Raw genomic sequence first — 19,531 nt, 5'->3', positions numbered from 1 at the left:
CGTGGCCCCTTTCAGCCCCGGTCGACCGCACGGGACCGGGAAACCCGGCAGCACCCGATCAGCTTAGGCGGGCGGTGTCCGTTTCGTCCTGTCGAGGTGATCACCTGAGGAGGCACGTCCGCCCCCGCCCAGGAGCGGGTCCACCCGTCCCGTCGCCCTCGGAGCCGAGCGCACGATCGAACAGGACCCCGCCCTCGCTCTGAGAATCCTCGTCGACATCGCCATTAGGGCCTTGTCACCGGCGGTGAACGACCCGACCACCGCGGTGCCGGTGATCAATTGCATCGGGTGGTTCCTGCACACGATCGACAGCACGCACCTCCCCGGCCGCTATGTCCTGGCCGATCGAGACGGAACCGCCCGACTCGTGCTCCCGGGGCGGGACTGGGACAATTACCTCCAACTCGCCGTCTGTGGGACCAGGGCATCGGCGGGCAGCACCCCTGAGCCCCTCCCCCTCCCTTCCAGCGTCGACCCCTCCAGGGAGCGCCACCATGAGCACACCTCGGTTCGAGGACACCACGGACTTCGAGAACGCGGACCGTGGCTTCATCGCCGCCCTCGCACCGGCGCGGATCGAGAACGCCGAAGGCCGTGTCGTGTACGACAACGACACCTACGCGTTCCTGGACGGGGAATGCCCAGACACCGCACACCAGAACCTGTGGCGCCAGGCGCAGTTGGTCTCCAAGCAGGGGCTGTACAGCGTCACCGAGGGGATTTACCAGGTACGAGGCCTCGACCTGTCGAACATGACGCTGGTCGAGGGTGAGCGCGGTGTCATCGTCATCGACCCGCTCATCTCCACGGAGTGCGCCGCTGCCGCGCTCGCCCTCTACCGGGAGCACCGCGGGGACCGTCCCGTCACCGGCATGATCTACACCCACTCCCACGCCGACCACTTCGGTGGTTCCCGCGGCGTCCTGCCCCCGGGTACCGAGAGCGGCGTTCCCGTCCTGGCACCGGCGGGTTTCATGGAGCACGCCATCAGTGAGAACGTCTACGCCGGCAACGCGATGACGCGCCGGGCCGTGTACATGTACGGCGATCGGCTGCCCAGGGCCGCCGACGGACAGATCGGCGCCGGGCTGGGCATGGCCATGTCCACCGGCACGATCAGCCTGATCCCGCCGACCGTCGACATCACGGAGACGGGGCAGTCGGAGACGGTCGACGGCGTACGGATCGTCTTCCAGCTCACTCCCGGCACCGAGGCGCCCGCGGAGATGAACTTCCTCTTCCCCGACCAGCGGGCGCTGTGCCTCGCGGAGAACGTCTCGCACACCATGCACAACATCCAGACACTGCGCGGCGCGATGGTGCGGGACGCACGCAACTGGTCCCGCTACATCGACGAGGCGATCGAGTACTTCGCCGGGCAGTACGACGTCGGCTTCGCCTCCCACCACTGGCCGACCTGGGGCCACGACAACGTGGTACGCCTGCTGAGCGAGCAGCGGGACCTCTACGGCTACATGCACGACCAGACGCTGCGGATGCTCAACGAAGGCCTCGTGGCCTCCGAGATCGCGGAGGCGATGCAGTTGCCGCCCGCGATCGAGAGCGCGTGGAACACGCGTGGCTTCTACGGCTCGCTCAGCCACAACGTCAAGGCGATCTACCACCGCTACCTGGGCTGGTTCGAGGGCAACCCGGCCACCCTGTGGGAACACCCGCCCGTCGAGCAGGCAAAGCGTCACGTCGATCTCGCGGGCGGCCGGGACAGCGCCCTGGCCAAGGCACGCGGCTACCTCGAACAAGGCGACATGCGGTTCGCCGCCACGGTGCTCAACTACCTGGTCTTCGGTGACCCCGGGGACACCGAAGCCAAGGAAGTGCTCGCCTCCGTGTACGACCGGCTCGGCCAGGGCTCCGAGAACGGCACTTGGCGGAACTTCTACCTCACCGCCGCCCTCGAACTGCGCGCCGGCGTCGGTGGTGAAGTCGCCGATGTCACCAACCCCGAGATGGTCATGGCGCTCACCACCGAGCAGCTCCTGGACTCCATCGCCATCAGGATCGACGGGCCCAAGGCCTGGGACGAGGATCTCACCATCGACGTGGTCCTCACCGACGAGGGGCGCAGTCACCGGCTGACCCTGCACAACGGAGCGCTCACGCACCGGACCCTCAGCACCGGAACCCGCAGCGCCGCACGCCCGCCGGCCGGACTCACCCTCACTCTCACCAAACCGCAACTGGTCGGCCTCCTCGCAGGCCAGGGCCTCGATCAGGTCGAGCACGCCGGTGACATGGGCCTGCTTCAGCGCCTCTTCGCCCTCGTCACCTCTCCGGACAAGCGCTTCCCCATCGTCACTCCCTGACCCCTCAGGCCGGCTTGCGCCACACGGAGATGTGCTTCGCGGAGTCCTGAGCGAACGGCGCCCCGTCCCAGTCCGCTACGCGACGTTCCAGCTCGAGCCCGGCGATACGGGCCATCAGGTCGAGCTCTGCCGGCCAGGCGTAGCGGTGCCGGGAGTTGCCGCGGCGATAGCGGCCGTCGTCGTCGCGGGTGAAGTGGTGCGAGACGAGAAGCTGCTCGACGAGGTCGAAGGTGTCGAAGCCGAGATGCCGGTCAGAGACGTCGAACGGCACCGCGACCTGGCCGGGCGGCAGGAATCGTAGCGGCGGCACGCCCAGCTCGATCACAAATCGGCCGCCGGGCGCCAGATGACGTGCGGCGTTGCAGAAGCACTCGACCTGCTCGTCCTGCGTGAGCAGGTTCGTGATGGTGTTGTAGACGAGATAGACCAGGGTGAACTCGCCGGGAACGACGGTGGTGGCCATGTCCCCGATGACGACCGGAAGCGTGTCCGCGTCGATCTTCCGGCGCAGCACCGCTGCCATGTGCTCGGACAGTTCGATGCCCACCACCGGCACGCCGCGTTCACGGAGCGGGACGCCGACTCGTCCCGTCCCGATGGCGAACTCCAGTGCCCGGCCGTCTCCGGCGAGCTCGGCGAGGAAGGCGAGAGTCGGACCGAGAACCGCGGCCGAGAACGCTTCGGTCTCCTCGGCGTCGTAGCGGTCGGCGGTCGCACGGGTCCACAGCTCACTGCTCGTCACGGGCTGCCACTCTGCCGGGTACCGCGGGGCGCTGTCGACGCATTTACGAAGTGGCGGGCTCGTCAGATCGCCTGTCTCAGAGTTCGAGGAGGCGGCTCTTCTGGGCCGCGAACTCGGCCTCCGACAGCACCCCTTGCTCCTTGAGCTCAGCGAGCTCCTTCAACTGCGCGATCTTGGTGTCCATCGACACCACGGGCTCCGGTGCCGGGGCAGGCGCCGGAGCGCTGTAGGCCTGCTGGGGTTGCGCCGCGACGGGCTGACCGTAGTCCTGCTGCGCCCATCGGCCCGCCTGACGACGCGAGACCCGGTTGGAGACGGCGGTGGCGGTACCGGAGATGACCGCTGTACGGGCGACACCACGAAGTAGACCAGGCATGGAAGGCTCCTTGTCGTCGGGCAGGCTCGGCCGTCAGGAGGCGGATCCGGTTTCGGTGGCCTCCAGGGTCGCCAGGAGGTCCTCGACCGAGATGCGTCCGTTGGCCACCATGCGCGCCCCGCTGCGACGCAGTGCCGCTGCGAGCGGTGCGGCCCACACGTTCTCGTACACGATCACGCCCGCCGAGTTGCCGGGTTCGATGACGGAGGCGGCCTCCTGGAGGTCGTCGTCGCCGAGCAGACCCGAGGAGGCGCCCTCGAACACGGCAAGGTCCAGTTCCCCGTCGCCGTCGAGGTCGGTGAGCATGAGCGCTCTGACCGAACCGTCTTCGTCCTTCCGGACGAACGACAGGTCGAGGATGCGGATGATGCGCCGCTCCACGAGGTCGAGCAGCAGGGGCCACCCTTCGCCGGTCATGCGATTGCCCGGGAACTCCAGGACCAGGTAATCAACGGGTCCCATCTCGGGGGATTCGTCGACGCTCATACCGACTCCTCGTCTGGCGGCCTTCCCGCCTGCGATGGTGCGGCAGCCGCGCCCCCCGATCGCGCTCGTCACCGCCTCCCATTCCAACACCGCAGGACCTCGCACGCACCTTTGCCCGGGGATGGGACCGTCTGTCACCGCTCAGATGAGTTCAGCAATGCTTCGGCCGGTCAGCCAGCACCCGAGGGCCAGGGGCAGGAAGACGACAGCCTGGTCCTGATGGCTGGTGATCGTGTCGAGCAGCGCCTGGAGTCTGGCCCCGGCCCGAGCGGGCCGGAACGTCGCGTACCACCCTCCCCGGACGGGCTGTCCCTGCCGTACGGGAGCGTGTCCTCGTCCTGCGTGAGCGAGTGCGCAGTAGCGCGGGACATCGTCACCGGGCAGCCTCGCGGCGGCCTGCTCGACCTCGGGGGTTGATCAGCTGCAGATGGCCGCGCGGCATGCCGGTCACCACGTCACCCCGGCGTAAGCCACCGCCGCCAAGCCCACCACCGCGGCGGGCAGAGCGCGCGCAGGTGGGTCGCCGTGGCGCAGGTGGATCGCTGCTGCCGCGGCCATGAGCAGGGTCAGTCCGGTCGCGGCGGCCAGGCCGAGCGGGGCGGAGACCGGGCCGAGCAGCAGTCCGACGGCTGCGGCAAGTTCCAGGGCGCCGACCATGCGGTAGACGCCCGGAGACATGCCCAGGTGGGCTGCCGCCCGGCGCATGACGGGCCTCGCGGTGATCTTCGCGAGGCCCAGTGGGAGGAGTACGACGGACAGCGCGACGGCGAGGGTGAGCTGCGCGGCCGTCACTCCGGCCGGCCCCGGCGGGCGGCGCCCAGGCGGGCGTAGTAGTCGATGAGGTCGGGGGCGTCCACGGCCGCGGGGTTGACGACCTCCTCGACGGGGGCGCCCTGGAGGAGGCGTTTGACGGGAACCTCGAGTTTCTTTCCGGTGCGGGTGTGGGGGATGCCGGGTACTTCGAGGATCTCGTCCGGGACGTGGCGGGGTGAGGCTCCGGCGCGGATCGCCTCCTTGATCGAGTCGCGGAGGGCGTCGTCCAGGGTCGCCCCGGGCGCGAGGACCACGAACAGGGGCATCCAGTAACCGCCGCCGGGCTCCTCCGCTCCGATGACGAGGGCTTCGGTGATCTCGGGCAGGCGCTCGACGACGTCGTGGATGTCGGCGCTGCCCAGGCGTACGCCGTTGCGGTTCAGCGTGCTGTCGGAGCGGCCGTGCACGATCACCGAGCCATGACCGGTGACCGTGATCCAGTCGCCGTGCCGCCACACGCCCGGGTAGGAGGAGAAGTAGGCGTCGCGGTAGCGCGTGCCGTCGGGGTCGTTCCAGAAGTACAGCGGCATCGACGGCATCGGGCGGGTGAGGACCAGTTCCCCGACCTGGCCGGTCACCGGGCGGCCCTCGGCGTCGTAGGAGGCCAGCGCCACACCCAGGTGCGGCGCGGACAACTCCCCTGCCCATATCGGCGTGTTGGGTGCGCTGCCGGCGAAGCCGGACACCACGTCCGTGCCGCCGCTGATGGACGCGAGCAGGACGTGCTCGCCGACGTGGTCGCGGACCCAGGGGTAGGCGGAGGCGGGCAGGGCGGAGCCGGTGCAGCCGACCACGCGGACCGACGACAGATCGTGCCCGGAGGGGTCGATGCCGTATTTGGCCATGCCCAGCAGGTACTGGGGGCTGGTGCCGAAGACGGTCACCCGGTGGCGTGCGGCCAGGGCCCACAGGACGTCGAGCTGCGCCAAGGGCGCCGGGCTGCCGTCGTAGGTGCAGGTCGTGGCGCCTGTCAGGAGCGTGGAGGCGACCAGGTTCCACATCATCCAGTGCGTGGTGGTGTACCACAGGAGGCGGTCGCCGGGGCCGAGGTCGGAGTGGAGGGCGAGGGTCTTCAGGTGCTCCAGCAGGACGCCGCCGTGGCCGTGGACGATCCCCTTGGGCAGCCCGGTGGTGCCGGAGGAGAACACGACCCACAGGGGGTGGTCGAACGGCACCGGCGTGCAGATGAGTTCCTCGGTACGGGTGGCGGCGTCCGCCCACGGCACCACCGGCGACGGGAACGCTCGTGACGGCCAGGGCAGGCCCATGTGGTCCACCAGCAGCGTCGCCTTCAACGTCGGCAGGGACGCGGCGAGTTCGCGGGCGGCGTCGCGGCGGTCGAGGGTGGTGCCGTTGAACAGGTAGCCGTCGGCGGCGATCAGGACGGTGGGTTCGAGCTGTGCGAAGCGGTCGGCGGCTGCCTGCGGGGCGTAGTCCGGCCCGCACACCGACCAGACGGCGCCGAGGCTCGCGGCGGCGAGGAACGCGACGATGGCGTGCGGGGTGTTGGGCAGGTAGCCGACGACCCGGTCGCCCTGGCCGACGCCCAGCTCGCGCAGGGTGGCGGCGACGGAGGCGACCTGGGCGCGCAGCCGGCTGCCGGTGACCTCGTATGCGGAGCCGGTCTCGTCGAGGGCGATGATCGCCGCGGCGTCGTCGGTGAGGTTGCGCAGGGCGTGGTGGGTGTAGTTGAGGGTGGCTCCGGTGAACCAGCGGGCGCCGGGCATCCGTTCATCGGCCAGCACCTGCTCGTAGGGGGTGTCGGCGTCGATGCCGAAGTACTCCCACACCGCGCCCCAGAAGCCCTCCAGGTCGGTGACCGACCACTGGTGGAGGGAGGCGTAGTCGCTGCCGTCCTTTCCGGTGCGGCGGGCGAAGTCCGTGATGCGGCTGTCCGCGACGGTCTGCGGATCGGGCGTCATGAAGGGGTCCGGCCTGGTCATCGTGTGGTGCTCCTCAGCAGGCTTGGCTCGGCGGCCCGTCGGGGCGGGAGAGGGCTGCGTGTGGTGTGCAGCAGGGCCGCCCAGGTGGCGGTGTCGGTGAAGTCGCGGCCGCCGACCGGGACGACGTCGAGAACGACGCGGTCGGGGCGCAGCAGGACGGCTTCCGCCTGTCCACGGTGCAGCCAGGCTGTGAGGGTGCCGTCGTCGCCGAGGTCGCTCACGGGGATCGCGCGGACGCCGAGCGCGTGGGCGAGGGCGTTCAGTGAGGGCCCGGGTTCGGTGGCGGTCAGGAGGGTGAAGGAGTCGCCGAGCAGGTCGTCGAGGCGGGTACGCCGTCCGACGGCCGTGATCCACGGTTGGGGGCAGTGGGTCCCCGCCAGGCCCCCGCGCAGGCGGCGCCGGACGAGGGGGCCGGCGGGCAGGGGCGGGCTGAGGTCGCGGCCGGTGAGCGCGGTCAGGCCGGGTATGCGGCAGGCCGCGGTGAGGAGTCTGCGGCGCAGTGGGGCGGCGCCGTCCTGGCCGCCGGTCATGGCCCAGCCCATGGCGACCGCGAGCCGTATCACGTGACGGGCGTGCGGCTTGCGTTCGCTCTCGTAGGTGTCCAGCAACTGCTCGTCGCCGCCCTGGCCCAGGACGCGGGCGAGTTTCCAGGTGAGGTTGGCGGCGTCGCGCAGGCCCGAGCACAGCCCTTGCCCGATGAACGGCGGGGTGAGGTGGGCGGCGTCGCCGAGGAGGAAGACGCGTCCGCTGCGCCAGCGGTCGGCCAGGCGTGCCTTGAAGGTGTACCGGGTCTCGCGGACGACCTCGAAGTCCCCGGCGTGGGAGGGGGGCAGCCAGGGGGCGATCAGCTCGCGGACCGGCTCGTCGCCGTCCCCGAGGCGGAATTCCCAGCGGTAGCGGTCCTCGCCGACGCGCATGAACGTCGCCGGGCGGTGCGGGTCGCAGACCTGGTCGACGCCTTCCCAGCAGCGGACGTCGGCGTTAGTGCGGACGTCGACGACCGTCCAGCTCTCCTCGAAGCGCAGGTCTTCCCATACGGCGCCGATGGCGTCGCGGGTGAGGCTGTTGGCCCCGTCGCAGCCGAGGACCGCCTCGGCCCGCAGGTGGTGTTCTCCGTCGGCGTCGCGGTAGGTGACGTCGACGGGGCCGGTGGCATCCGGGGTGACACCGGTGACCTCGACGCCGCCGCGCAGGTCGCACTGCGGGGTCCGGGCGAGCGCGTCGCGCAGCAGCCGTTCCAGCTCGGGTTGGTCGAACATGCTGATCCGCGGGTAGCCGTGCGGGCCGTGCCCGGTGCGACGGAACTCGGCCAGCACCCGGTGCCGGGCATCCAGCAGCCTCAGCCCGTTGGCCGGACGGGCGATCGCGGCGAACTCCTCCCCCACGCCCGCTGACTGAAGGATCCTGCGGACCTCGTCGTCGGCGGCGACGGCGCGCGGGAGGGGGTAGACGTCCTGGTGGCGTTCGAGGAGGACGGTGGGGATTCCGCGCCGGGCGAGGAGGAGCGCGGCGGTCACGCCGACGGGTCCGGCGCCGATGATCACCACGGGCACGGGTGGTTGGGTGCGGCTCACCTCGGGTCCCTACTTCGCGTCCGTGACGGGCGTGCTCTGCTCGCCGAGGTTGATCCGGCCGTCCGGGGTCGCGATGGTCGCGGTGATCACGTCACCGGTGTGCAGGTAACGGGGGTTCCTGGCCTGGGATTTGAAGAACGCCTTCCACTTCATGGCGGGCGGCAGCAGCGCGCCGATCTTCTCGACCGGCTTGGGCGGGGCCTTGAGGGCCGTGCCGCCGGGGGTGCCGGTCAGCAGCAGGTCGCCGGGGTCGAGGGTCTGGAAGCGGGCCAGCAGGGTCAGGGCCCGCGCCGGGCGCACGATCATGTCGGCGAGGGTGCGGTCCTGGCGCAGCTCGCCGTTGACGGACAACCGCAGCCTGAGGTCGGGCAGATGGGCGAAGTCCTCCGGCTCCAGCAGGGCGAGGTGGGGGCCGGTCGGTGTGAAGGTGGGGTAGGACTTGGCTTCGTAGAACTGCGTCTTGGTCAGCTGGACGTCGCGCGCGCTGACGTCGTTGGTGATGACGAGTCCGGCGACGTACGACGGCAGGTCCCGCTCCTCGACGGTGGCGCCGATGAGCAGGGTGGCGCCCATGACGAGCCCGAGTTCGATCTCGTAGTCGAGGAACTTCACGTGGGAGGGCCGTACGACGGCGTCGCCGGGGCCGCTGACCGAGCCGGACGCCTTGCGGAAGAAGGCGGGCGGGATGTCGCCCGTGAAGCCCGAATCGCGGGCGTGGCTGCGGTAGTTGACCATCTGGGCGACCACGCGGCAGGGGGTAGTGACCGGCGAGAGGGCGACGAGGTCGGCGACGGGCGTGCCCGGGGCGGCCGAGCGCGCCGCCTCCCGTACGGCCTGGCGGTCGGCGATCAGTTCGGCGGTGGTGGCGGCCTTGGTGTCGACGGGGACGGCCCGGTTGTCGCGGACGACCCACCATCCGTCGGTCGTACGCAGGACGTTGGTGCTCATGTAGGTACCTTCGTGAGGGGATGGAGGGCTTCAGGACTTGGCGGCCTTGAGCAGGCCCAGCAGGCGCGCCGGGTCCACTTCGTTGTCGCCGCGCAGGGCCTTGACGACGTCGCGGATCCGCTGCGGGGAGGGGCTCGCGCCGAGGAAGTCGCGGGTGGCGGGCGGACCCCACTGGGCGAGGCCGCTGGTGGACATGGGCGCCCATCCGGGCTCGACGTCGCAGGAGAACAGGTCGCCGTCGGCGAAGTGCTCCAGCATGAAGCGGTCGGGGTCACGCCAGTAGTCGAAGAGCTGGCTGCCCTGGATGTGCCGGCCGATGCCCCAGCTGCGCCGGTAGCCGCGCTCCTTGAGGTATTCGCCACCGGCGGCGATCGAGTCCAGGTCGGTGACCTGGTAGGCGGAGTGGACGTAGCCGGTCCCCGGCCCGAGGTGCATGGCGAGCGTGTGATGGTCGGCCGGTACACCGCCGAGGTCGCAGCGGATGAACGCCATTGTCGGGCCGCGGTCGCGCTGCCCGTCCAGGAACAGGAAGTCGGACACGATCATGCCCAGCGTGTCCAGGTACCAGTCCAGGGCCCGCCCGAACACCCGTGTTTCCAGGACGACATGGCCCAGCCGCTGGATCCGGGACGGCTCGCGGGGCGGGCGCTGCGTGGCGTTCGTACGGCGGTGCTGGGTGCCGGAGTTGAGCAGCAGCGGCTGCTGCTCGGGGAGCGCCGGCAGCTGCTCGCCGCAGTGCACCACCCGCACCGGGAAGCCGGACGGATCGAGCAGGTCGACCGCCTTGCCGCCGCCGGGCACGTCCGCGTCCCGCACCTCGGACCCGGTGGCCCGGGCGAGCCGGTCCAGGTCGGCCCCCTCCGCCGCGCGGAATGCCGGGCCGATGAAGCGGGACGTGCGCCCGCGCCGGATCACCATGCACGGCGAGCCGGCGAAGGTGCCGCGCAGCCACAGGTCGCTCTCGGTGCGGGCGGCGACCTGGAAGCCGAAGTCCCGGGCGAAGACCTCGGCCCGCTCCAGGTCCGGCTTCTCGAATTCCAGCCAGGCCAGGTCCGCCACCTTGATCACGGGATTCCGGGAGCGGCCGGGATGCTCGCCGCGCAGGGCTCCCTGTTCGCTGTGCAGGTCCTGGTGGGCCGTCTTGGCAGCGGCCGCCGGGACGCGGGTTTCAGACATGGTGCCCTCCGAGCAACATCGCCGTAATGATGAAATCATCAACTTTGACAACTCCGTCGTCAAGATGTCGCCGCCAGGAAATGATGGATTCATCAGAACTGCGGTCGGCATCGTCGTCGCGGTTAGACTTCGCCCATGCCTGCTTCAGCCCCGCCCACCAACCGGTTCGAGCGGCGCCGCGCCGAGACCCGCCGCGCGCTCCTTCGTGCCGCCCGGCAGATCCTCGCCGAGACCGGGGACACCGGCGCCAGCATCCAGGCCATCGCCGAACGCGCCGACGTCGGCTTCGGCTCCTTCTACAACCACTTCGCATCGAAGACCGAACTGTTCGAGGCGGCCGTGACCGACGCCCTGGAGGAGTTCGGCCAGAGCTTCGACGAGCGCCTGACGGGCATCGACGACCCCGCGGAACTCGTCGCGGCGGGCCTCCGCCTCAGCGCCCGCATGGCCGACTCCCACCCCGAGCTGATGCAGGTCCTGCGCCGCCGCGGACTCGGTCACATCCACTCGGACAACGGTCTGGCCCGGCGGGCACGGCGTGACATCGAGGTCGGCACCGCCTCCGGCCGCTTCTCCATCGCCGACCCGGCGGTCGCCCTGTCCGCACTGGGCGGGACCCTGCTGTCCCTGGTCGAGCTGCGGTTCACCCGCCCCGACCTGGACGGCGACGAGGCGGCGGTGAACCTGGCCGAGATGGTGCTGCGCATGCTCGGCGTACCCCCGGAGGACGCCCACGAAGTCGCCCGGCGCCCCCTGCCCGCACCCGCCTGACCGACCACCGCCAAAAGCGAGAGGAACCCCGGCCGCCGCACGGCCGGGGTTCCTCGAAGGTGCGTGTCAGTCAGCCTGGGCCGGGAGGGTCAGCGCCGCAGGGTGAGCACGCCCGGCCGCCACGGCAGCCGGTTGTAGTCGCCGCCCGCAGCGGGGTCCTTGCCCTGATAGAGGAACTGCAGGTTGCAGGGGTCGATGGTCATGGTCTGGTCGGGGTTGTTGCGGACCAGGTCACCATGGCTGATGTCGTTGGTCCAGGTGGCACCGCTGTTGGCCTTGCCCGCGAAGGGGTTGCTCTCGCTGGCGGCCTGCGGGGTCCACGAGCCGTTCAGGCTGGAGGCCGTGAAGGAGCGGAAGTAGCGCCCGTTCGCGCCCATCGCCTCGACGATCATCAGGTACTGGTTCTGGCCCTGCACCTTGTAGACCTGAACGCCCTCGAACAGGTTGGCCTTCGTGTCACTCATGATCGTCGTGTACGAAGAGCCGAAGTTGCCCGGGAAGTTCCCGATCGGCATGCTCGCCCGGTAGATCTTGCCGTTGTCACCGGCGAAGAACAGGTACATGTTCTGGCCGTCGGCGATCAGCGTCTGGTCGATCGGGCCGGTGTCGGAGCCGGAGATGCTTCCGGTGAACAGCGGCTGCGGAGCGGACCAGCCGTTGGGGTTGGTGGGATCGCTCGACGTGCGGTAGATGAACGGCCACGCACCCCACTGATAGGCCAGCACCCAGATGTTCTTGGGCGCGAAGTAGAACAGCGTGGGCGCCACCGCGGCCTGGTTCATCCCGATCTGGCCGGCCGACGCCATGTCCGACCAGTTGGTGAAGGGACTGAACATCATCGAGCCGTACGTCGATCCCGAGAAGTTGGACGCGTAGACCAGGTGCCGGCCGTTGTGCGTGACCGTGGTGAAGTCCTTCACCGCGGCCCACCCGTGCGCGGGCTGCGCCAGCACACCGGTCGATGTCCACCGGTAGGTCGACGGCAGGGAGCACGAGCCGTCCGGGGGCGTCCCCGTCAGGCCGGTCCACTTCTGGTTGCTTCCTCCGTTGCACGTCCAGATCTGCGCTGCCGTGCCGTTGGCCGTCCCGGCGCCCGCGGCCTCCAGGCACAGCCCGGACTGCACTCCGACGATCGTGCCGTCGGAGTTGACCTGCCACTGCTGGTTGGCGCCGCCGGAACAGGCCCAGATCTGCACCCGGGTACCGGGCGTGGTGGCATGGCCGGGCACGTCCAGGCACATGTTTCCGTACACGGTCAGCTGGTTGCTGTCCGTCGACGTCCACTGCTGGTTGGTCCCGCCCCAGCAGTCGTAGAGCTGCAGGTACGTGCCGTTGGCCTGGCCGGCGCCCTGCACGTCGAGACACCGGTTCGAGCCGACACCGCGCAAGGCGCCGGTGCTGGCCGCCTGCGCCGGGGTGGCGACGAGCATCGCCGCCAACGCGGCGAGGACCGCAACCGCGGCGGCGAACACCCCAACTGGGTGCCTGCGGCTGATACTTCCTCTGCGCATACGGACTTCCCAATCTTGAGTAGGCGGTTCCGTCAAGCCTCTGTTGTCTAGTCCATGACATACAGGCGCGTGGGGCTCCTTCCGGGTCGGCGGCCGGGGGAATGAAGCGCCTCCGTGACGTTCGCAATGTCGAACGAGTGTCGGAGTATCGAGCAACTGAATAATAGGGAGCGGGCGAACGGCGTCAATACTTCTCGCAAGAGTCGCCTCGACAGCCGAAATGTTGCGCACTGCTCCCGCGCGCAACGTCACAGGTCACATGGTCGACAGCCGAAACGCACCACCGTCCGCCAAGGCCCGCATGGATCACGGCCCGCTGCTGGTCGCGCACTTGGCATCGAAGCCGCATCGCCTTTCGGAATGATTCTCGAAACTTCGCAGGAGCTCAGAGCTCGGCGTTTCGGCCACCGCGATGCAGAGCCTGGCTCCATGCGCGGCAAGGACCGGTGCATCGCACATGCTCAGCCGCCCGCTCTACCGCACGGTCCACGGTCCGTCCGAAACACAGGTGTTCGAAATCCTGGCGGACTCGTTGAGCCGCATGAACAGCCGCGACGAAGGGGGAACCACGTTGAGTTCGGCCGAGACCCACAAGCAGCAGAGCGCCGCGCCGCCCTTTCCTCCGCCGGCAGAGATCACCTACAGCGGGCAGTACTCCGTCAACCCGCTTGCCGAGGTGTCCTTCCGGCGGATGTGCGCGCAAATCCCCAAGGTGCTGGCCAGGATTGGCCGACTGTCATGGAAGACCGACCGGCGGGCCGTGCAGCTCCTGCTGGTCTGTCAGGTGCTCACCGGCGTCTCGGCGGCCGTCCTGCTGACCGCGACCGCCGAGGCCATGCAACCGATCCTCTCCGACGACGCCGTCTCCGACCGGCTGCGCAATGCCCTGCCCGCACTCCTGGTGGTGTCCGTGGCGGCCGCGCTCGGCCGGGCCGTCAGCTCCGTTGCCATGTATGCCGAGCGGCGGATCACTCCCCGGCTGGCCACGGAGACGGACAGCGCCCTGGTGGAGGCGGTGTGCCGGGTCGAGGCCGCCGCGTATGCCGTGGACGGCTTCTCGGACCGGCAGGAGGCCGCCGAAATGGGAGCGATTCGCACGCTGGTGATGGTCAGCGACGCCCAGCGGTTCATGTCGGCGCTGATCCGCATGATCACCGCCGGCAGCGTCCTGTCGGTGCTGAACGTGCTGATGCTGCCGCTGCTGCTGCTCGCCGTGCTCCCGGCCGGCGTCGGTGCCGTCCTGACCGCCCGGGTGGACTACGAGACCCACTACGCCAACGTCGCCGACCGCAACGTACGCGGCATGATGCGCTGGTGGGCCACCACATCGAGGTACGGCGACGAGGTCCGCGCCAACTCGATGACGGACTACCTGATCTACTGGTACCACGCCCTGTCCGACCGCTGCGACCGCCGCACCCTCGCCGCCGTCCCCCGGACCTTGCGGATCTCCCTGCTGTCCTCCCTGGCCGGAGGCGTCTTCCTCGTCGCCGTCTGGGGAGCGCTGGCCTGGCTCGCGGTGAGCGGACGCATCGACCTCGCGGTCGCCGCCACCGCCGTCGTGGCCGTGCAGACGACGCTCGCCGCGCTGTCCCAGGTCGTCCTCAACGGGGCCGCCGTCTTCCACACCAGCCTCTACCTCGGCGACATGCAGTCCTTCCTCGACGACGCCGCGGCCCGCGCCCCCAAGCGCGGTCCCCAGTCCGTGGCCGCCCCGATCGAGGAAATCACCCTCCAGGAAGTCGTCTACCAGTACCCGGGCAAGGACAAGCCCGCGGTGGCCGGCGTCTCCCTCACGCTGCGGCGCGGCGAGATCCTCGCGATCGTCGGAGCGAACGGCTCCGGCAAATCCACCCTCACCCGGCTGCTCACCGGGATCTACCTCCCGGACAAGGGCAAGGTGACATGGAACGGCACCGACCTCGCCACCGTCGCCCCCGCCACCGTGTGGGCCAACACCGGCCTGGTGCCGCAGATCTTCGCGCAATGGCCCCTGCGCGTCAGGGAGAACATCACCCTCGGCCAGCCCCGCACCCACGACGACGGCCCGGTGTGGGAGGCCGTCGACGCGGTCGGCCTGCGAGAGGCGATCGACGACCTGCCCGCCGGCCTGGACACCCTCCTGGCCCGCGACGTCTTCGGCGGATCGGAACTCTCCGGCGGCCTGTGGCAGCGCATCGCCTGCTCCAGGGCCCTGTACCGCAAGCCCGAGCTGCTGATCCTGGACGAGCCCACGTCCCAGATGGACCCGCGTGGTGAACACGGCATCTTCGAACAGATCAAGGCCATCGCCGCCGACCGCATCACCATCGTCGTCACCCACCGCCTGGAGAACACCAAGATCGCCGACCACATCATCGTGATGGAACACGGCCGCATCACCGAACAGGGCAGCTACGACGACCTCGTCCACGGCGGCGGAACCTTCGCCGAACTTCTGGAGCTGTCCCAGGACCGCTGAACCCTCGGCGCAGGCGCAGTCCGCAGGCCCGCAGGCCCGCAGGGACGATGCCGCGCGCTAGGCGGTACGGGCCCGCGGGGGCGATGCCGCGCGCTAGGCGGTACGGGCCGCTGTCACCGCCTCGTCCACGGTCGGGTGCAGAGCGCCGGGCCCCAGCCGGGCGGCGAGCGGGTGGCCGTCGAGGTCGGCGGCGGCGCGGGCCCGGATGTGGGCGAGGTGCAGGGCAATGCCCTGGCGGTGCAGTTCGTCGCGGAGTTCGTCGAGCGTGTCGAGGACGGGGACGCCGAGGTGGTAGCTGTCGGCCAGGTCCAGGACGACGGTGCGGGGCGGTGGCTCGGCGGCCCGCACCCGGTCACGGATCGCGAGCCGAACGCGGCTGATGTTGCCGAAGAACAGGCTGCCGTCCGGGCGGACGGCGAGCACACCGGGCACCGGCTCGGCAGCGGGGTGCATGGTGATGTCGCCGTAGACGAAGCCCTGTCCGGTGCCCGGCCGGTCGCTGCCCGGCAACCGGCCCAGCACGGCAACATGGCGGCGGCTGGCGGCGGCGATGAACATCACCAGGGACAGGGCCACCGCCAGCAGCAGTCCGGGCAGCAGGTCGAAGAGCAGGACGCCGATGACCGCGGTGAGCGCGACCCACAGACTGCTCCGGTCCAGGCGGGCGTACCGGCGCAGCTCCCCCACTCTCAGGAAGCCGCGGACGGCGACGATGACGATGGCGCCCAGGACCGCCTCGGGCAGGTCGGTGAAGAGCGGGGTGAGGAAGGCGCCGGTCAGCAGGATCAGTGCGGCGGCGATCAGCGAGACCATGGGTGTGCGTCCCCCCGCCCCGACCGCGGCCGCGGACCGTGAGGCGCTGCCGGAGACCGCGAAGCCGCGTACGAGGCCGGCGGCGACGTTCGCGGCTCCTACGGCGATCATCTCCCGGTCGGCGTCGACCTCCTGCCCGTGCTCGCGGGCGAAGCGGCCCGCGATGCTGTACGCCTCCGCGAACACGACGAGGGCCACACCCAGAGCGCCCCCGGCGAGGGCGAGCCAGTCGGCGGCGGGAATCCCCGGCAGGTGCGGCACCGGAACCGCCGACGGGATCTCCCCCACGACCTCCACGCCGTGCTTCTCCAGCCCCGTGGCGGCGGACACCGCGAGGCCCGCCACCAGGACCAGCAGCGCGGCGGGCAGCCGGGGCAGGAAGCGCTCCAGGACGAGCAGCGCCGCGAGGGCCACCAGGCCGACGGTGAGGGTGGTCAGGGACCAGTCGGGCATGTGACGGAGGATCGCCCACAGCCGTTCGAAGAAGTTACCGTCGCCGCTGTCGGTTCCGGTGAGCTTGGACAGCTGGCGGACGATGATGGTCAGAGCCATGCCCAACAGGAAGCCGACGAGAGCGGGTTCGGCGAGAAAGTTCGTGATGAAGCCGAGCCGCGCCATCCCGGCCACGACCAGCACGGCACCCGAGATGATCGCGACGGCCGCCGACAGTCCCACCGCGTCTTCCGGGGATCCGACGCCGGCGATGGCAGAGGCGGACAGGACCGAGGCGGCCGAGGTAGCACCGACGACCAGGAAGAGTTGGAGCGGCCGAGCAGCGCGTACACCAGGAGGGCGACCGGGGCTGCGTAGAAGGCGTTCTGGGGAGGCACGCCGGCGATCTGCGCGTAGGCCACGCACTCGGGCACGATCAGTGCCCACGCCGTCAGCGCCCCGAGGCCGTCACCGCGCAGGCCGGACAAGCGATAGTGGCGCAGCCATCCCCCAGCCGCTGCGTGACGCATGCCCTGGTGTGCCCGCCCTGAACGCCCCGGCCTTCGCACCCTCGTCAGCTCGACGCGAGTCCGCTGACCGCGTCGCCGATGTACTTGGCGCCGAGGACGATGAGCAGCGTGGTCATGATGGCCGCGTTGTGGCGGGCCATCCAGGTCTTCCACCCGGACAGCGTTTCGGCGGACCGAGCGCCGCCCAACAGGTAGACGCCGAGCGGGATCAGCGCGCACAGCGAGGCGATGAGCACCATCAGGGCCGCGGCCCCGGCCTTGCCGCCCGCCGAGGCGTCGCTGCCCGCGATGGAGAGAGCGCCCCCGACGGCCAGGACCAGGTTCTTGGGGTTGGCGACCGCGAGTACCGCGGCGCTCCCGGCCGCCTTAGCGGGCGTGAACCGGTCGATCGCCTTCATCCAGCCGGGCTGTTCTGCCTCCTGGCCCTCGCGCGGACGGCCTGCCCATTGCTTGCCGCCCAACAGGAGGAACAGCACGCCGAGGACCAGTTTCACCCACAGCGTCCAGTCGGCCGGTCCGTCGTCACCGGAGGCGTCGGCGCCCGAGCCGAGGAGGACGACCGCGGTCACCACGGCCGCGACGCACACGACCCAGGTCAGGGTGAACGCCGTGCCGTTGACGCGCCCGCGCGGCGTGGCCAGCATCAGCACGACGGTGATGATCGGGATCGGACTGATGGCGATGCCGACCGCCGAGGCCAGCATTTGTCCGACGGCATCACCCATGTGCTGCCACCTCCGTTCGGGAACCGGCCCGGTGCGGGCTCAAGGGGTGACGATGGGGAAGCTGGGGTCGGGCTCGTCCAGGACCGACAGCAGCGTCCGCAGCGCAGCCGGGTCACCGCTGTGCTCGATGCCATCGAGCCCGCTGCGGCCCGCCAGCATGCCCGCCAGTTGGGCTTTGGTCAGGGTGAGCGTCAGATCGGTGCCATCTTCGGGGCTCTCGGTGGCGTAGTGGACGAGGACGCCGTTGCGCAGGGTCACCTGGTGGTGTTCGCCGAGGTCGGTGAAGCGCCAGTGGGTGGACACGGTGTGTTCCCACGCCTTGGGGCCGTTGACCCGGATGGCGAGCGAGTCGAGGATCTGGTCCACGCTGAGCGCCGACGCCATGCTGCCGGCGGAGATCGGGACCTGCTTGACGCCCTCGCGCAACTCCTTCGCGGCCATGAGGTAGTTGTTGCGCCAGGTCCCGCACTCCGCGCCGTGTCCCAGGCGTTCGAAGACCCGCGCGAGCAGGTCCTTGGCCTCGGCGCTGTCCGGTGCGGCGAAGGTAGCGTGCTTGAGGAGTTGGGCCGCGAAACGCAGGTCGCCTTCGTCGGCGTAGGAGCGGGCCTTGTCCACTACCGCGTCCAGGCCGCCCATGCAGGCCACGTACCGCTCGGCGCTCGCGGTCGGCGGGTGCTCCCACAGGGAGGCCGGGTGACCGTCGTACCAGCCCATGTACCGCTGGTAGATCGCCTTGACGTTGTGGCTGACCGAGCCGTAGTAGCCGCGGGCGTGCCAGGACCGCTCGAGCGCGGGCGGGAGTTCGAGGATCTCGGCGATCTCGGTGCCTGTGTGGCCCTGGTTGGTCAGCCGCAGGGTCTGGTCGTGCAGGTAGGCGTAGAGGTCGCGCTGTTCGGACAGGAACCGCTTGAGCCGGTCGGTGCCCCAGGTCGGCCAGTGGTGGGAGGCGAACAGGACGTCGGAGTCGTCGCCGAAGAGCTGGATCGCCTCGGTGAGGTAGCGCGACCAGACCCGGGCATCGCGGACCACGGCTCCGCGCAGGGTCAGGATGTTGTGCAGGTTGTGGGTGGCGTTCTCGGCCATGCACAGCGCACGCCGCTCGGGAAGGTGGAAGTTCATCTCCGAGGGCGCTTCGGTGTCCGGCGTGAGCTGGAAGCGGAAGAGCACTCCGTCCAGCCGCTCCTCCTGCCCGGTCCGGGTGATCTCCAGCGTCGGCGGCAGCAGACTCGGCAGCCCGTGCGAGGCGGCGAAGCCCAGCCCCACCCCGATCAGACCCTCCGGGCCCGGGGGCAGATCTCCCCCGGTGTGGTAGACACCGCGCCGCAGCATGGCCGTCCCCGCGTACACGTTCTCCGCGACCGCGTGCTCCATCAGCCCTTCGGGCGCGACGATCGGCACGTCCGCGCCCTCGTCGACAACACCGAGGGTGCCGCCGAAGTGGTCGATGTGCGAGTGGGTGAACACCACCGCCGTGACCGGCCGCTCCCCGCGGTGTGCCCGGTACAGCGCCAGCGCATCGCGCGCGCACTCCGCCGACACCAGCGGGTCGACCACGACGACGCCGCGCTCACCCTCGATCAGCGACATGTTGGACAGGTCGAAGCCGCGCACCTGGTAGACCCCGTCGGCCACCTCGTACAGCCCCGCGCGGGCGCACAGCTGGGACTGGCGCCACAGACTCGGGTTCGCGGTGCCGGGACAGTCACCGTCCAGGAAGGCGGTGGCCCCGAAGTCCCAGACCACCCGCCCGTCATCAGCGGTCACGACTGCGGCGGCCGGCGATGCGACCAGCCCCCGGTCGGCGTCCTCGAAGTCGGCCCGGTCCGAGAAGTCGGGCATGTCGAGGGGAGTGGGCCGGTCGGAAACGCTCACCAGGGCCTCCTGCGCGCGTGGGCGGCGCGGCGAC

15 protein-coding genes and 2 pseudogenes are annotated in these 19,531 nt (G+C 70.3%); 4 read left to right on the top strand and 13 right to left on the bottom strand.

From position 1 onward, the window contains the following. Window positions 1-175: 175 nt before the first annotated feature. A pseudogene (locus M8H82_RS09815) lies at window positions 176-385 on the top strand (DUF2254 family protein); the annotation flags it as partial. A gap of 109 nt (window positions 386-494) precedes the next feature. Next, window positions 495-2,324, top strand: coding sequence for an alkyl/aryl-sulfatase (locus M8H82_RS09810; protein ID WP_250072207.1), 1,830 nt, complete (start codon window positions 495-497; stop codon window positions 2,322-2,324). Between the two features lie 4 nt (window positions 2,325-2,328). Here M8H82_RS09810 and M8H82_RS09805 read toward each other — a convergent pair whose 3' ends face one another. The 8 genes from M8H82_RS09805 to M8H82_RS09770 all read right to left on the bottom strand — a co-directional run bounded on the left by M8H82_RS09805 (window position 2,329) and on the right by M8H82_RS09770 (window position 10,382). Then, window positions 2,329-3,066, bottom strand: coding sequence for a class I SAM-dependent methyltransferase (locus M8H82_RS09805; protein WP_250072206.1), 738 nt, complete (start codon window positions 3,064-3,066; stop codon window positions 2,329-2,331). 76 nt (window positions 3,067-3,142) lie between these two features. After that, window positions 3,143-3,442 (bottom strand): SHOCT domain-containing protein, encoded by a 300-nt coding sequence (locus M8H82_RS09800; protein ID WP_250072205.1) that lies wholly within the window; start codon window positions 3,440-3,442, stop codon window positions 3,143-3,145. Between the two features lie 33 nt (window positions 3,443-3,475). Further along, entirely contained in the window at window positions 3,476-3,928 is a 453-nt protein-coding gene (locus M8H82_RS09795) for a DUF6325 family protein (protein WP_250072204.1), read from the bottom strand. 447 nt (window positions 3,929-4,375) lie between these two features. Continuing rightward, window positions 4,376-4,720, bottom strand: coding sequence for a DoxX family protein (locus tag M8H82_RS09790; protein ID WP_250072203.1), 345 nt, complete (start codon window positions 4,718-4,720; stop codon window positions 4,376-4,378). Further along, window positions 4,717-6,684, bottom strand: a complete 1,968-nt coding sequence (locus M8H82_RS09785; RefSeq protein ID WP_250072201.1) for an acetoacetate--CoA ligase — start codon at window positions 6,682-6,684, stop codon at window positions 4,717-4,719. The genes M8H82_RS09790 and M8H82_RS09785 overlap by 4 nt, the downstream gene beginning before the upstream one ends. Beyond that, the gene (locus M8H82_RS09780; RefSeq protein WP_250072199.1) at window positions 6,681-8,258 is read right to left on the bottom strand and encodes a bifunctional 3-(3-hydroxy-phenyl)propionate/3-hydroxycinnamic acid hydroxylase; all 1,578 of its coding nucleotides are present in this window, start codon (window positions 8,256-8,258) and stop codon (window positions 6,681-6,683) included. Before M8H82_RS09780 ends, M8H82_RS09785 begins: the two co-directional genes overlap by 4 nt. Window positions 8,259-8,267: 9 nt before the next feature. Continuing rightward, complete coding sequence (locus tag M8H82_RS09775) at window positions 8,268-9,206, bottom strand: fumarylacetoacetate hydrolase family protein (RefSeq protein ID WP_250072197.1); 939 nt, start codon at window positions 9,204-9,206, stop codon at window positions 8,268-8,270. A gap of 30 nt (window positions 9,207-9,236) precedes the next feature. Next, window positions 9,237-10,382, bottom strand: coding sequence for a VOC family protein (locus M8H82_RS09770; RefSeq protein ID WP_250072195.1), 1,146 nt, complete (start codon window positions 10,380-10,382; stop codon window positions 9,237-9,239). 135 nt (window positions 10,383-10,517) lie between these two features. On the opposite strand from M8H82_RS09770, the gene M8H82_RS09765 reads away from it, so the two are divergent. After that, on the top strand, window positions 10,518-11,153 hold the full coding sequence (locus M8H82_RS09765; RefSeq protein ID WP_250072186.1) for a TetR/AcrR family transcriptional regulator: 636 nt from the start codon (window positions 10,518-10,520) through the stop codon (window positions 11,151-11,153). An 89-nt stretch (window positions 11,154-11,242) separates the two neighbouring features. Here M8H82_RS09765 and M8H82_RS09760 read toward each other — a convergent pair whose 3' ends face one another. Further along, window positions 11,243-12,664: a non-reducing end alpha-L-arabinofuranosidase family hydrolase gene (locus M8H82_RS09760; protein ID WP_250072184.1), complete on the bottom strand. Its 1,422-nt coding sequence runs from the start codon at window positions 12,662-12,664 to the stop codon at window positions 11,243-11,245. Between the two features lie 571 nt (window positions 12,665-13,235). Between M8H82_RS09760 and M8H82_RS09755 the strand changes: the two genes are divergently transcribed. Next, window positions 13,236-15,125 carry an ATP-binding cassette domain-containing protein gene (locus M8H82_RS09755; protein ID WP_250072182.1) on the top strand — a complete coding sequence of 630 codons (1,890 nt, stop codon included), beginning with the start codon at window positions 13,236-13,238 and terminating at the stop codon, window positions 15,123-15,125. Between the two features lie 93 nt (window positions 15,126-15,218). On the opposite strand, the gene M8H82_RS36430 is transcribed toward M8H82_RS09755, so the two are convergent. The 4 genes and pseudogenes from M8H82_RS36430 to M8H82_RS09735 all read right to left on the bottom strand — a co-directional run bounded on the left by M8H82_RS36430 (window position 15,219) and on the right by M8H82_RS09735 (window position 19,464). Then, the gene (locus M8H82_RS36430; protein WP_308293241.1) at window positions 15,219-16,796 is read right to left on the bottom strand and encodes a SulP family inorganic anion transporter; all 1,578 of its coding nucleotides are present in this window, start codon (window positions 16,794-16,796) and stop codon (window positions 15,219-15,221) included. Next, a pseudogene (locus M8H82_RS36745) lies at window positions 16,709-16,900 on the bottom strand (SulP family inorganic anion transporter); the annotation flags it as partial. The gene M8H82_RS36430 and the pseudogene M8H82_RS36745, both read right to left, overlap by 88 nt. Before the next feature lie 44 nt (window positions 16,901-16,944). Further along, entirely contained in the window at window positions 16,945-17,625 is a 681-nt protein-coding gene (locus M8H82_RS09740) for a GAP family protein (RefSeq protein ID WP_250072179.1), read from the bottom strand. A 39-nt stretch (window positions 17,626-17,664) separates the two neighbouring features. Next, window positions 17,665-19,464: an alkyl/aryl-sulfatase gene (locus M8H82_RS09735; RefSeq protein ID WP_250072517.1), complete on the bottom strand. Its 1,800-nt coding sequence runs from the start codon at window positions 19,462-19,464 to the stop codon at window positions 17,665-17,667. Window positions 19,465-19,531 lie beyond the last annotated feature (67 nt).

It is taken from the genome of Streptomyces sp. YS415, from assembly GCF_023544665.1.
Lineage (GTDB): Bacteria > Actinomycetota > Actinomycetes > Streptomycetales > Streptomycetaceae > Streptomyces.
This window is presented reverse-complemented; position numbering and strand designations above follow the sequence as displayed.